The organism is Bacillus sp. AFS029637 (genome assembly GCF_002584985.1).
GTDB lineage: Bacteria > Bacillota > Bacilli > Bacillales > Bacillaceae_G > Bacillus_A.
Genome location: NZ_NUPZ01000016.1, coordinates 25134 through 38798, shown reverse-complemented (window position 1 = coordinate 38798; position 13665 = coordinate 25134). Strand labels below are relative to the sequence as shown.

At 34.2% G+C, this 13665-nt stretch carries 12 protein-coding genes and 3 pseudogenes; 10 read left to right on the top strand and 5 right to left on the bottom strand.

Features of this window, described 5'->3' with window-relative positions; genetic code table 11:
- Window positions 1–6: 6 nt before the first annotated feature.
- On the bottom strand, window positions 7–102 hold the full coding sequence (locus COE49_RS06725) for a DUF3948 family protein (RefSeq protein ID WP_098268934.1): 96 nt from the start codon (window positions 100–102) through the stop codon (window positions 7–9).
- 246 nt (window positions 103–348) lie between these two features.
- Here COE49_RS06725 and COE49_RS06715 point away from each other — a divergent pair.
- The 4 genes and pseudogenes from COE49_RS06715 to COE49_RS06695 all read left to right on the top strand — a co-directional run.
- Window positions 349–615, top strand: a pseudogene (locus COE49_RS06715) (PH domain-containing protein); the annotation flags it as partial.
- A gap of 117 nt (window positions 616–732) precedes the next feature.
- Window positions 733–1569: a YitT family protein gene (locus COE49_RS06710; RefSeq protein WP_088232817.1), complete on the top strand. Its 837-nt coding sequence runs from the start codon at window positions 733–735 to the stop codon at window positions 1567–1569.
- 135 nt (window positions 1570–1704) lie between these two features.
- Entirely contained in the window at window positions 1705–2061 is a 357-nt protein-coding gene (locus COE49_RS06705) for a YxeA family protein (RefSeq protein ID WP_088232818.1), read from the top strand.
- Between the two features lie 746 nt (window positions 2062–2807).
- Entirely contained in the window at window positions 2808–3572 is a 765-nt protein-coding gene (locus COE49_RS06695; RefSeq protein WP_098945782.1) for a TatD family hydrolase, read from the top strand.
- 140 nt (window positions 3573–3712) lie between these two features.
- Here the strand turns inward: COE49_RS06695 and COE49_RS06690 are convergent, their stop codons facing one another.
- Window positions 3713–5362, bottom strand: a complete 1650-nt coding sequence (locus COE49_RS06690; RefSeq protein WP_098945781.1) for a DUF2334 domain-containing protein — start codon at window positions 5360–5362, stop codon at window positions 3713–3715.
- A 250-nt stretch (window positions 5363–5612) separates the two neighbouring features.
- Here COE49_RS06690 and COE49_RS06685 point away from each other — a divergent pair, with 250 nt between their 5' ends.
- Complete coding sequence (locus tag COE49_RS06685; protein WP_088232821.1) at window positions 5613–6143, top strand: transglycosylase SLT domain-containing protein; 531 nt, start codon at window positions 5613–5615, stop codon at window positions 6141–6143.
- Between the two features lie 39 nt (window positions 6144–6182).
- Here COE49_RS06685 and COE49_RS06680 read toward each other — a convergent pair whose 3' ends face one another.
- Window positions 6183–6977: a DUF4931 domain-containing protein gene (locus COE49_RS06680; RefSeq protein WP_255294741.1), complete on the bottom strand. Its 795-nt coding sequence runs from the start codon at window positions 6975–6977 to the stop codon at window positions 6183–6185.
- Between the two features lie 134 nt (window positions 6978–7111).
- Window positions 7112–7240 (bottom strand): spore coat protein B, encoded by a 129-nt coding sequence (locus COE49_RS06675; protein ID WP_088232823.1) that lies wholly within the window; start codon window positions 7238–7240, stop codon window positions 7112–7114.
- 421 nt (window positions 7241–7661) lie between these two features.
- Between COE49_RS06675 and COE49_RS27540 the strand changes: the two genes are divergently transcribed.
- Window positions 7662–7796 carry an RAxF-45 family protein gene (locus COE49_RS27540; protein WP_278248848.1) on the top strand — a complete coding sequence of 45 codons (135 nt, stop codon included), beginning with the start codon at window positions 7662–7664 and terminating at the stop codon, window positions 7794–7796.
- Window positions 7797–7920: 124 nt separating this feature from the next.
- Window positions 7921–9801 (top strand): annotated as a pseudogene (gene abc-f / locus COE49_RS06665) (ribosomal protection-like ABC-F family protein).
- Between the two features lie 251 nt (window positions 9802–10052).
- On the opposite strand, the gene COE49_RS06660 reads toward abc-f, so the two are convergent.
- Window positions 10053–10250 carry a hypothetical protein gene (locus tag COE49_RS06660; protein WP_098253260.1) on the bottom strand — a complete coding sequence of 66 codons (198 nt, stop codon included), beginning with the start codon at window positions 10248–10250 and terminating at the stop codon, window positions 10053–10055.
- 104 nt (window positions 10251–10354) lie between these two features.
- Here COE49_RS06660 and COE49_RS06655 point away from each other — a divergent pair.
- The 3 genes and pseudogenes from COE49_RS06655 to COE49_RS06645 all read left to right on the top strand — a co-directional run.
- Window positions 10355–10621: pseudogene (locus COE49_RS06655) on the top strand (ABC transporter substrate-binding protein); the annotation flags it as partial.
- A gap of 241 nt (window positions 10622–10862) precedes the next feature.
- Window positions 10863–12590 carry an ABC transporter substrate-binding protein gene (locus COE49_RS06650; RefSeq protein WP_141524798.1) on the top strand — a complete coding sequence of 576 codons (1728 nt, stop codon included), beginning with the start codon at window positions 10863–10865 and terminating at the stop codon, window positions 12588–12590.
- A 108-nt stretch (window positions 12591–12698) separates the two neighbouring features.
- On the top strand, window positions 12699–13655 hold the full coding sequence (locus COE49_RS06645) for an ABC transporter permease (protein WP_000860691.1): 957 nt from the start codon (window positions 12699–12701) through the stop codon (window positions 13653–13655).
- Window positions 13656–13665 lie beyond the last annotated feature (10 nt).

The following is a 13665-nucleotide window of genomic DNA, read 5'->3' as shown; positions in this document are numbered from 1 at the left end:
CAAAGTTTATATAAGCGTAGTAGCGTAAATAAAAGCAGTAAGAAGAAGGGAGCCGCTAGCTAGTCCTAAAAAATCTAATTTGTTAAAAGTGATGTTATTCATAATACGTTCTCCTTACTTGTTTAATGTAGAAGCAACAGCTTTTGCGTCGATAAGAGCGGAAAATACCATACCCATTGTATTCATAAAATTGTTTGATTTCATTTTGTTCATCATATCGATCCGCTCCTTTTCGATTGGTTGTTGCCCTGTTTCTGACTTAATTGTATGAAATATTGCGTAGAGCTACTATCGAATTAGCTTACAGAAAAATTACACTTTTGTAAGGAAAACGAATGCAGGTGTAATATGGTAGGGATATTTGAGAAGGATAATTTTACGTTACGTTATCAACATGGAATTTTTGCTGCCACTACTAGACGTCTCCTTTTTTACGGGAAATTTCCGTACTATCCCGCAACATTTAAAGATTACTCATATTTGCATATAGATGACATAGATTTCCGTCCATGTTTCGAGTTTACTTGTAATCATGAAACCGTTAGAGCCAAGTATATTCAGAAAGGGAATGTGGAGCAGTTTGTTCGTACGATTAGAGCGAACGTGAATAATTAATCAACCATTTGTTTAAACATAATATATCGGTCTTTATGAGAAAAAATGCGGAATAAAAACCACTTCTAAACCTCTAGGCGATAGTGATACAATGTCAAATGGGGGGAGGCATGAACTATGGTTAATCAACGTATTAAAGAAATAACACTAATTACAATTGGTTCATTATTATTCGCAATTGGTATTAATTATTTTGCAATTCCAAACCGTTTATCAGAGGGTGGCATTATTGGTGTAACGGTTGTTACGTATTATTTATTTGGTTGGTCGCCAGGGGTTGTGAATTTTGCTATAAATGCAGTTTTACTGGCTATTGGCTATAAATTTTTTGATAAGAAAACGATGGTTTATACAATTTTAGGGATTGTAGAAACATCTTTGTTTTTATATGTTACAGAACATATTGAGTATCATGTGAATAGTGATACGTTATTAGCGGCACTATTTGCTGGTGTGTTTGTCGGTGTCGGGTTAGGCTGTATGTTCAAAGCTGGAGGTACATCAGGAGGATCGGCAATTTTAGCACAGTTAGCAAATCAATATTTAGGTTGGAGCGTTGGTAAAGGTGTACTTATTATTGATATTGTTGTAATTGCTGGTTCTGTATTTATAATAGGACAAGAAAAAGCAATGTATACGCTTGTTGCTGTATTCATCGGAGCGAAAGTGATTGATTTCATTGTAGAAGGAATGGATACAAAAACGGCTGTTACGATTATTTCGAATCAACCAGACTTGATCCGCGAGGCGATTACGAAAAGCATGACACGTGGCGTCACTGTATTGGAAGGGCGCGGTGGATATACAGGTAGAAATAAAGAAGTGTTATATGTTGTTATAAATAAACAAGAACTTGTTAGATTAAAGCAAGTTATTAGTCGAGTAGATGAAGATGCTTTCGTTGTTATCCACGACGTACGTGATGTACTTGGCGGTGGCTTTAAAGCAAGCTAAAAGATGAACGAATAAATTCGTTCATCTTTTTTTATTACAAAAATGTAAGGGTAGTGTAATGGGATTCAATGGTAGATTATATTCCTTCTTTTTAAAATAGATGTATAGATATCCTGCGGAGGAGGAAGGTTTATTATGAAGAAAAAAATGATCACTACTGTAGTAGCGATAGTAGTAATAGTAGTAATGTTACTGCCTACGAAACTTGGACCGGTTATCGATAAATATAATCCGCTTTATAAGACGAAAGAATATTATACGGTTGTGAATACAATTGGTCAGCATATTGGTGATGAGTGGTATGAATATGAATTTATTGCATTTGATGAACGTGGAAAAGAGCAAAAAATAAAGAAGACTGTTAAGCATATGTTAAAGAGAGATGAAGCGTTAAAGGTGTACGCAAAAGGACGCTATGGAGAGTCGATTGAAGAAATTGAAGCTGTAAATATTCCTATTCATGCGAAGAGTAAACTTTTAGCGATGAGATAGCGGATTATACCCCCGCTTATTTTTTGTCGAAAATAAAAATACTAGGTAGGGGTATTTGTGGGTGCGTGAAAAAGCCTTAGTCCATATGAACTAAGGCTTTTTTTATTATATAAAGGGGAAGGGGGTACATTGTAGTAGCGTGAGTGAAAGGTATAAGAAGAGTAGACTACTAGCAATGTAATTTGGTTATGTGAGTGTTCTTCTTATTTGGCTTGCTTTCTAACCTTATTGTACGAAATATAGGTAAGGGGAACTATCGAATTACATTACATATAGCTTACAAACATGTAAGACTCCTGTAATGCAATTCGATAGTTAAAAGATAGTAAATTTACTATAGTATAAGTAGAAAGTCTCAATGTATTACTTTCTGTTTGTAATGAAGAATGAAAAATGAAAACCAACTAACTTTGAATAGCCCTCATCTTAGCTTAAGATGAGGCTCTTTTTTTAAACCTTACAACATTGTAAGGTTTACGTAAGTTAATTCGATAGTAATTTTGTCATATTTTTTGCATAATAGATACAAATAGATAAAGTAATTAGGGATTTAGTAAGAAGGGGGAAAAATGGGATGCGTAAAGAAGAAGTAGTGAAGTTTCCAATTAAAGATTTATGTAGCTACTTTACCGTTGCCGTAGTGTGTATTGGATTATTTGATATAATAACAAACTTAGTTGTTAAATAATATAGATAAAAAAACAAGAAGGGAGATCCTTTCTTGTTTTTTTTATGGGGGCATAAAGATGAAATGGATTGATAGCCATATACATGTTGATCAATATAAGGATGAAGAGAAACGTAGATTACTTATAGATGTAGAAAACAGCAAAGAGATACAAGGGCTTATTACAGTATCTATGAATTATCGATCATGTCTAGAAACTCTATCTTTAGCAAAGCGATATCCTTTTGTACATCCAGCAATAGGTTTTCATCCGGAGCAACCGATTCATAAAGAAGAATGTGAGAAAATTTATAAACTAATTGAAGATCATGTAGAGGACATAGTTGCGATTGGTGAAGTAGGCTTACCATATTATTTAAGAAAAGAAGATGAGCACATTGCTATCAATTCGTATATATCAGTGTTACAACGGTTTGTTGAACTAGCTAGTAAATATGATTTACCAATTATATTGCATGCAGTGTATGAAGATGCTGATATTGTATGTGATTTATTGGAGAAATATAAAGTTTTACGTGCACACTTTCATTGGTTTAAAGGAAGTGAAGAGACAATGAAACGGATGATGAAGAATGGTTATTATATTTCTATCACACCGGATATTTTACATAAGGAGAAAATTAGAAAAATTGTTTCGTATTATCCACTTGAATATATGATGGTAGAAACGGATGGGCCGTGGGAATTTCAAGAGAATGTTATGACGCACCCAAGAATGATCCGAGAGGTACTTAAAGAAATCAGTTTCATAAAAAACATACCTGTTGATAAGGTTGCAGAAACAATATATGAAAATACAACGCAGTTTTATTTGAAAGGATAAAAGAGTTATGCTGGTCCTTTTTATTATGGAGGAATAGAAATTGAGTTTATTTATGAAGATAATCAATGGGTCGTTAAAAACATGCCGTGTTTTGATTTAGGTTTAAAAAACCACCAAGCGTTTCGCTTGGTGGTTTTTTATTAGGACTCTAATTTTTTCCCGCGTCTTAATAATAAAAGAAAGACAATGATAATGAATCCAAGTATAAGGAAGAACCCATATTGTTTTATATAATCAATTATATCAGTTGCACTTGTTGGTTTTTCAACATGAATGCCGTCTTTATTAGTAGTAATATGAATATCGTTCATTTTTACTTCGTTCGTCTCTTTTTTTAAATCGATCCATTCTATGTTTGGAATGCTTTCCAGATCTTTTAAAACTTCTTTTAATGGTTCCACCCCTAAGTAAGGATGATAGAATGCACCGATAATGCCATCAGATAGTTTTGCAACAGATACAGCACGTTCCTTCATCTTTGCAATAGCTTGTGGCTTATCTTCTTCAATAAAGCCAACTGTTTCAGGCATTAATTTCATTCCATGTAAAAATGATGGTGTACTTGTATAAAATGGTGAGTGCATGGATCGCCAAGTTGTATCATTTAACTGTAGTTGTCCTACATAAGTTGAAAAGTACCTCGATAATATTTCATACCCTTTTTGAGACATTGTGTAATGAGGCGCTTCAAATGCAACAGGATATAGTTTAGCATCTACAAGTTCTTGAATGCCTTTTTCGATATGATCAGTCGTATATTGTTCTTCAAACTCTTCCCCTTTTTGTACATATTGGTTATATGCTTCTGTATTAGGAAAATCATCCTTTGTTTTTGGTTTTTCATGTTTCGGTTGACGAATTGGTTGATCTGTTTTTACGTCCCAAAATTCAAAGCCTTCACCAGTTTCACTGTCATAAAATTGGTGAGTATAGCCATGCATAATGATGGAGGCACCATCATCTTGCATAGAGCGTAAAAGATCGACTAATTCGGGTTTGTCTTTTAAGTGTATCGTTTTTCCTGTATCCGGATCTGTATATACCGGAATGACCGTAATCATGTAAGGGATCTTCTTCTCTTTTAGTAATTCAGCAATTTCTTTTAATTGATTTATATCTGCGGCCGGATGAACGTCTTCAAGCCTTAAATAAGCTGAAATTTTATCAGTTTTTGGTTTTTGTCCAAAGTAAGAAAATAACATTTCACCGACATAATGAGACATCCAGTCAAAGAGATTTGGCGTTGCAACGTAATAAGATGTTCCATTTTGAACGATTAGTGGATTGGTGTTATTTGAGCTTGAAGCGTTAGCGAGAACGGTTCCATTTGTATCAACCGATTGAATTAATCGCTCTCCTTCTAAAGCATTTTTTAGCTTCTTGTTTGGATATTCAATTTTGTTAACTCGTACATCATTGCTCTTCAATGTAATGAAAGAAAAACGGCTAGATAATTGTTCAACGTTTTGTCCTAACACTAATACAGGACCTGAGAAGTTTTCTAGAAATTGCTTTGTTTCAGTAGAAAATTCTTCTTTTTTCTCACCGCTGTAAACAATATGTGTAAAAGAAGAGGAGTCAGTAGTTGTAGTTGCTTCTTTTAAATTTTTTACAGTTATATCATTTGTAAAATGTCCTAATTGAGTATTGAGGATTTGGATATTATTTGTAACCTTATCGTCTTTTGTACTATATAGAACAAGTACCTTTGGTTTTGATGATGTTTGTGCAGAAGTATGTATAGGGATGAGTAGTACAATGCTGAACAAGAGTAGTAGGTATTTTTTCATTTTGTGTTCTCCTATTCTATATATGGAATTCAACTTACAATTATATATAAGAAAGAAGCTGTAGTCCAATTATGTTACATTTTTACATGAATTTACCATTCTCTTATTCGCAAAATCAGTCTAAAGCATGATGATAATATGTAAAGTTATTTGCTATGATGAAAGAGTAAGAGAATGATAGAATGTAGGTAATTGTAAAGAGAAGAAGGCTGAAAGGGGACAAATTTCAGCAGAGGAAGAGGTAGAGATAGTGAAGAAATTCTTTGTAGGATTTTTAGTTGTTCTTGGAGTATATTTATATTTCCAAGGAAAGTCTGAAGGAATGGATAAGCTAGTGAATGAGACAAGTTATGTTGATTCAGAAGAAGCGAAACAGATGAAACAAATCATTATAGAGGAAGCAAAGAAAGTAGATCTTCCGGAATGGATACCTCTTACAATTGCCGAACATGAAAGTCGGTTAAATCCAAGAAGTGTTGGAGATAATGGAACTTCATTCGGATTGTTTCAATTGCACCGTGGTGGCGGACTTGCGCCGGATCATTTCACTGATGATGAGCTGAAAGATCCACGTATAAATGCACAAATTGCAATGCCGCATTTAGTGAAAGGATATAAGCGCGGGGTGCAAAAAGGTTTAACTGATTTTGCATTACTAAAATATGTAGCGAATACATCTGGATGGCCAGGAAATTTAGGACCAGAGTGGACGGATAACAATATGAAGTATAACGTTGGGTTAGAGGAAGTGTACTATCGAAATAAAGGTGTAATAAAGTGAGACCTTAATCAGCGGGATAACAGAGTAGGTTTTCTATACCTACTCTGTTTTTTTATGAATCATTTCATCCTTTTCTCTCGTGAAGTACTGTGCTAGTTGTATTTTCACCTCTTCTAGTTTTGTAGAAACTTGCGGTATTTTATATCCTACATACAATGGTGAAACGACAAAACGTGGAACAACTTTACAAATGATTTTTCCATGTAAGTGATAGAAGAATAAGTTATAGCTACTGCATCCTTTATGGAAATCTGTTAGTATGTAGCGTACAGTTTGCTGAATATAATTTGCCATTTCATCTATGAATTCAACATCTTCACTGATGATGTTAAATTCAGTAAAACCAATAATAGGACGATCTGAAATATTGAGTTCAATGCGTTCGTTTTTTTGTACAATTACTCCTTGGAAGTTGTCCTGATCTACGTTATCAAGGTAGTTTACATGTTTCATTCCAATAATTTGCATGTGTGCATGGTGCAAACTCCCACCTGAGAATGGACCGTGGTTTTTGTATAAAATCACAGACGTAAATTCCTCACTTTCCTGTAAGTTTAGCCAATGGTGAATAGAGAAACGAATTAGTTTTCTCATATGTTCTTCTGTATATGTTGCAATATGGTCTTCACAATTATCTGTTTCGATCAGCACCGTTTGAAACGTATCTTTTAATGTAGGGAATTTATTTTTCAACCAAATAATTGAGCCCTTAGTTGCTAAAATATCCGTTAAATTTTCTCTGTCACAAAAAGGACATGTAGTGCTTCTGTTCCGAATACTTTCTGGTTTTTGTTTACCAATGTCGTTTAAAAAATATAGTTGTTGTGTATCCATTTGTATATATGCCCCTTTAAAATATGTGTAAAAATCTCGCTTAATACATTCGGGAAAAGGAGGAGGAAATCCTTTAAAGGAAATAGGAAAAATAAAAGACAAGATATCCTCATTCCGATAGGGTACCTTGTCTTTTATTTTTTCTTTAATAGTGTGTAGGGATAATATAGAGGTTTTTCATTCTGTTTCTTTTTTCTATGTTTTATTGTGTATAAGGCAATTGCTGTACTTGCGATTACAATAATGGCTTTCTTCATATTCATAGACCCCTTTTTATTGTTGGTTTAGTTCTTGGCTAACTGCTTTTGCATCGACTAAAGCATGTAAAAGCATTTTTACCATGTTCATCATATTTTCTTCACCCCTTTTTATAGTTCGTTTAGTTCTTTTACAACTGCTTGTCCGTTCACTAATACCTCAAAGATTGCTTTTACGATTTCTTTCATCATGATTGTTTCCTCCTTGTGTTTGTCTCTCTTGTTTACATCTTTATTGTATAGGGAGGCACCTTTTCGTACTATCGCTTTCCATTACGTGAACATAACAGTTTTGTAAGATTTGATGTCACTTATTGAAATGTTTAGTCTATCTTCATTATTTTCAGAAAAATGACTATTCAAACATGAAATGGGAAAGTATAATAAAGAAGTAAGTATTAAATTCCGTACGAAAGAGGTGAATGAGATGAAACGTTCTTTAGCTGCACGTGCCAAATTTTTAGATTTTATCTATTATTGTCGTGCGATTTTTCATGATGTAGTTGTTAACGGGATACGTCTGTCCTTTTTTAACAATTGCATAGTAGCTATTGAACGATAGAAATCTCTTCACCCATTTTTTATAAACGTGTGAAAAGGGAGCTATTTGGCTTCCTTTTTCTATGCCGAAAACCATGGGGAATGTTTCTTTTCCATGGTTTTTTATATTGAAAGGAGTACGGAAAATGACTATTTGTAGTGTAAATAATGTAACGAAATCTTTTGGTGGAAACATCATATTTGAAAATATATCGCTTGAAATAAAGAACGGTGAACGTGTTGGGTTAGTTGGTCGTAACGGTAGTGGGAAGACAACAATCTTTCAGCTTCTGACAGGAAGGGAGAGTTTGGATGCAGGAGCTATTCATATGAAGAAAGGTACACGTATTGGTCATGTGGCACAAATCCCAAAATTTGATGAGGATATGACTGTATATGATGTATTGAGTTCCGCATTTAAAGCAGAAAAGGAATTAGAACAAGAAATGCATGTTTTAGAAAAGAACATGGCGGAAGAACAAGAACCATCTGCTTTGCAAAAATTAATGGAGAGGTACGGAGTAATCCAAGAAAACTTTGCGTTTCTTGGTGGTTATGAAATAGAAGCGAATATTATGAAGGTAGCAAATGGTCTACAGGTGACAGAACTATTCCCCCGATCATTTCTGGAGTTAAGTGGTGGGGAACAAACAAAAGTAAGCCTTGCATACATGCTATTGCAAAAACCAGATTTACTTCTATTAGATGAGCCAACCAATCATCTAGATTTGTTCGCCGTAGAATGGCTAGAGCAATTTTTAAAAGAATACACTGGAACAGTTGTAGTTATTTCACATGATCGCTATTTCCTAGATGAAGTTGTAACGAAGATTTTTGATTTAGAAGATGGAGAAATTCACGTGTATCATACGAACTATTCTCAGTTCGTTGAGGAAAAGGAAGAACGGTTGCTTCAGGAGTTTCAAGCTTATCAAGAACAGCAAAAGAAAATAAAGAAAATGAAGGAAGCCATTAAGCGTCTACGTGAATGGGCAAATCAAGCGAATCCGCCGAACGAAGGATTGCATAAGAGAGCGAGAAATATGGAACGTGCGCTAGAGCGTATGGAGAAATTAAAGAGGCCAATGTTAGAAAGAAAACAGATGGGGCTAGAGTTTGAAGGACAAGAGAGAAGCGGGAAAGATGTTGTTATCATGAAAGAAGTGAGTAAAGGTTTTGCAGACCACCCTTTATTTGAAAGAGCGAATTTACATGTTCGTTTTTAAGAGCGTGCGGCCATCGTTGGTCGTAATGGTACGGGAAAAACAACGCTACTAAAGTTATTATTAGAAGAAATAGAACCAGATGTTGGTGAAATTCGGATTGGTAGTAGTGTTAAAATCGGTTATTTATCGCAGCATGCGTACGGAAATATGAAGAGTAATGTATTGGAAGCATTCAGAGAGTGTGTAGCTGTAACAGAGGGAGATGCAAGACATATATTAGCTAAGTTTTTATTTTATGGCCCAGCGGTGTTTAAGAAAGTAACGCAACTGAGCGGTGGAGAAAAAATGAGGTTAAGACTTGCGCAACTTATGTATCAAGATATCAATTTTTTAATTTTAGATGAGCCGACAAACCATCTCGACATTGAATCAAGAGAAGTTTTAGAGGAGGCCCTTGAACAATATAATGGAACGATTCTAGCTGTTTCACATGATCGTTATTTTTTAAATAAGTTATTTGAAAAGACGTATTGGATTGATGAGCGTAAATTATTTGAGTTTGCAGGGAACTATGCATGGGCGCGTCAAAAGTGGGAAGAAAAACTTGAGAAACAAGTAATAAAGCAAAAACGCCAAGGAAGAAAAAGCGTTGAAGTATCCCCTATAAAAAAGAAAGACGCTAGAAGTTTTGAGGAAATTGAAACCGAGTTAATGCATATAGAAGAAAGTATATATGCGATAGAATGTGAAATGGAACATGTAGCTGATGTTGAAAGACTTGAAAAATTATATGAGGAAAAAACGAAGAAAGAGTTGTTACGAGTAGAGTTATATAATGAGTTAGAGAATATTGTGGAGTAAAGGATAGAAAGTTAATCCCTTTCAGCTTTGCTGAAGGAATTAACTTTCTTTTTTATAACTATATTTTAAGTGGTAAATAAAAATTGTGTTTCACGTGAAACAGTAAATTCGATAAATATTTGTTACGCAATTTGTATAGTTCGTGGAATATGTGAAATGGTAAGGGGAATGACAAAATATAGGTTAATTATTTCCCGAGACATAACTATATGTAACAGAGAGATAAGATTGAAAATAAAAAGAAAGCAGAGTTACAGCTTAACACGCTGAACGCTGCTTTCTTTTTGTGTGGTATCTTCCCTTGTTGAAATGATAATAGCGGTCCCAAGCATAATAAAAAAAGCTAAAAAGAGGACGAACTTGGGGAAGAACGGGAATAGTAATAGCGCCCCGACTATCATAATTGTTAATAGTACATAGTGCAGGACATATTGGAATAGGTTGTCCATATTTTCGCCCCCTTTTTGGTAATTGGTTATTAGTATTCTATGTTCTATGATTAACAAATAGAATCAGTTTTTTTATGATTTTTATAACGAAATAAAGAAGAATGATTGAGGAGTTTGTTTCAACAAGTAAACGTTGATGGATATCATAATCCGAAGTAGATGAATTAGCGAAGTAGGCGTTAGAAACATTAGATATTGAAAAACGAAAAAAACTCTATAAAAAACTATATCAAGAGTTAAGTGAAGATCCACCTATAACCTTCTTGAATAATAGCAAAGTTGTGTCTGCACATCATGCACGAATTCAAGGATTACAAGAAACTAACTATAACGGTATTTTGTTAAGTTTACCTAAATTAAAGATAGAGTAATGATTTTAAAAAATTCCCAAAATATTTTTTTAGAAAGAATTGACAAAATATAATGAACAATATAAGCTAATAACCATAAAGTCTACCGGAAAAGTCGGAATAGGATTGTTACCCCTCAAAAAACATCTATTTTTTTACGATTAAAACCGACTTTTCCGATTGGCTATAAATGTTGCTGTGGGAGGCATACATAAGGTAATTAGTTCAGAGGGTATAATCATAAAAAGTTAGGGTGGGGAAAATGAAGACAAAGACGAAAAAATGGGCTGGTGTATTTTCGGTATTACTGAGTAGTTCGCTTGTGTTATCTGCTTGTGGGGGACAGGAGGATACGGCTTCTACAGAACCGGTAAAAAAGCAGGATTTAAAAGACGCTAAGATTGAATCAATTCCAGCGACAGATAAAAAGAAAAGTCCAGAGAAAGCAAATCAGCGAAAGGATACTTTTATTACAGCCATTTCTAAGCCAGGGGGAGTTTTCCTTCCATATTTCCAAGAGAATGGTTGGGATGGAAATGTAACGTCTGTTATTTTTGCGTCACTAGTAACAACAGACAAACAAAGTAAACCTGTTCCGGACCTTGCAGAAAAATGGGATATTTCTGCTGACCAGTTAACATATACATTCCATTTACGTAAAAACTTAAAATTTAGTGATGGGTCGCCTTTAACAGCGGATGACGTAGCATTTACACTAACACTACTTCATGATAAAGCGTATGAAGGTGGATTGGATATTGCTCAGTATGCTGTTAAAGGCGGGAAAGAATATAAAGAAGGAAAAGCAACTTCTATTGAAGGAATTCAAGTTGTTGATCCACAGACAATTAAAATTACAACTGAAAAAGTTAATTCACAGGCGCTAACTAATTTAGGTGGCCCAGTGCTATCAAAAGCTTATTATGGAAAAGATTATAAACAAAATACAAGTTTAGACTATTTAAAAGCATTATATGGGCAACCGATTGCAGCGGGTCCGTATAAATTTGAAAAATATGTTCCAGGTCAAGAAGTACGCTTTGTTGCTAACGAAAATTATTATGCAGGTAAACCAAAAATCAAAAACTTTATTTACAAAATCACATCAGGTGATACTGGATTCCAATTATTCCAAACAGGTGAACTGGACTATAGTGGATTTAGAGCGAATCCTGAGAATATAGACCAATTAAAAGGATTAGAGTTTGCAAATATTAATCTTGAATCATCAAGTGATATTGCTTATATCTATGTAAATAATAAGAAGTCGTATTTGAAAGATAAAAAGGTACGCCAAGCACTTACTTATGGATTAGACCGTAAGAAGTATGTGGATACAGCTTTACAAGGATATGGCTCTGTTGCTAACGTACCAATTGCTCCAGTTTCATGGGCATATACAGAAGAAGGTATTAATAAGTATCCGCACGACGTAGAAAAGGCTAAAAAATTATTGGATGAGGCTGGTTGGAAATTAGGTTCTGACGGGGTTCGTGAAAAAGATGGTCAAAAATTAAAATTAACATACTATGCATCAAATACAGGTAAAACAAATGATATCTTTATTCCGATTGCAAAAGAAAGTTACAAAGAAATTGGTGTTGAATTAAATCCAGAGTTGATGGACTTTAATACGATGCTTTCAAAAGTAGGAAAAGGTGACTACGATTTAGCGGCAGTTTCAACACCAGGAATTAGTGATCCAAGTGAAGTTGTAAGTGAGTACTTATCAACTAATCCAAAAAGTGATACGGGTTATAATAATCCGAAAGTAGATGATTTGATTGTAAAAGGTATAGGAACGACAGATATTGAAAAACGTAAAGCGATTTATAAAGAGCTGTATAAAGAGTTAAGTGATGATCCACCAGTTATTTTATTAAACTATCGTAAACTACTTTATGCTCATAATGCACGTATAAAAGGAATTGATCCAGAAAAGTACGATGGCATCAGTTCCAACTTACCGGTGTTATCTATTGAACAATAAGGGTTGACCTAAATAATAGAAGACGTTTTTTCACACAGCAATGGAATGGTAGCTGTTTTGAAAAAATGTTCTTCTATTTTTAAGTAAATAGGATTGGGGAGACAAAAGGTGAAAACATATATCATTCGTAGGTTCCTTCAAATGATCCCTACATTGTTTGGTACATCTATTATTATTTTTTTCTTATTTGCACTTTTGCCGGGAGATTATATTGATTCAAATCCAAAGTTAACACCAGAGAGAGCCCAAGAATTAAGGGAATTATACGGCTTAAACAAACCAATTATTGAAAGGTATTTTCATTGGTTAGTGAATGCTTTGCATGGTGATTTTGGATTTTCTTTACAGTACCAAGAGCCGGTAACTTCATTACTTAATAAATTCATTTGGAATACATTTATTGTTGCTGTTGCAGCTTTATTTTTCACTTGGATTATTGCTCTTATTATTGGGGTTATCTCTGCAACAAAGCAGCACTCTTGGTTTGATAGATTGGTAACAATCGGTGTCTTTGCAGCAATGTCATTTCCATCATTCTTTATCGGACTATTTTTAATTAAATTATTAGCAGTTGATTTAAAGTTATTACCTATTGGTGGCATGATTGATATTGGGAGTAACTCAACAGGGATAGCATACATATTAGAAGTATTACGTCATATGATTCTACCTGTATTTATTTTAACGCTTCTTGGTGTAGGATCGTTAACGCGATATTTTAGAACCGGCATGTTGGATGTTATTAGACAAGATTATATTCGTACCGCTCGTGCAAAAGGTTTAAAAGAAAGAACTGTTATTTATAAACATGCATTGAAAAATGCAATTTTGCCAGCAATTACATTACTCGCTTTTGAATTACCGGGTTTATTTTCAGGAGCTATTATTATTGAACAGATTTTTAATTGGCCAGGGATTGGGAGTATTCAATTAGAAGCATTAAACTTCCGTGATTATACAGTATTAATGGCGTTTACAATGTTTCTTTCTTGTTTAACAATTATGGCTAATTTCTTAGCTGATATTGTATATGCGTTTGTTGATCCAAGAATTCGATTGAAGTAAGGGGGGAAAG

Coding starts and splice junctions, on each gene's coding strand:
- COE49_RS06725 (WP_098268934.1), bottom strand. CDS start 102: ATGAATAACATCACTTTTAACAAATTAGATTTTTTAGGACTAGCTAGC.
- COE49_RS06710 (WP_088232817.1), top strand. CDS start 733: ATGGTTAATCAACGTATTAAAGAAATAACACTAATTACAATTGGTTCA.
- COE49_RS06705 (WP_088232818.1), top strand. CDS start 1,705: ATGAAGAAAAAAATGATCACTACTGTAGTAGCGATAGTAGTAATAGTA.
- COE49_RS06695 (WP_098945782.1), top strand. CDS start 2,808: ATGAAATGGATTGATAGCCATATACATGTTGATCAATATAAGGATGAA.
- COE49_RS06690 (WP_098945781.1), bottom strand. CDS start 5,362: ATGAAAAAATACCTACTACTCTTGTTCAGCATTGTACTACTCATCCCT.
- COE49_RS06680 (WP_255294741.1), bottom strand. CDS start 6,977: ATGGATACACAACAACTATATTTTTTAAACGACATTGGTAAACAAAAA.
- COE49_RS06675 (WP_088232823.1), bottom strand. CDS start 7,240: ATGAATATGAAGAAAGCCATTATTGTAATCGCAAGTACAGCAATTGCC.
- COE49_RS27540 (WP_278248848.1), top strand. CDS start 7,662: ATGAAACGTTCTTTAGCTGCACGTGCCAAATTTTTAGATTTTATCTAT.
- COE49_RS06660 (WP_098253260.1), bottom strand. CDS start 10,250: ATGGACAACCTATTCCAATATGTCCTGCACTATGTACTATTAACAATT.
- COE49_RS06650 (WP_141524798.1), top strand. CDS start 10,863: ATGAAGACAAAGACGAAAAAATGGGCTGGTGTATTTTCGGTATTACTG.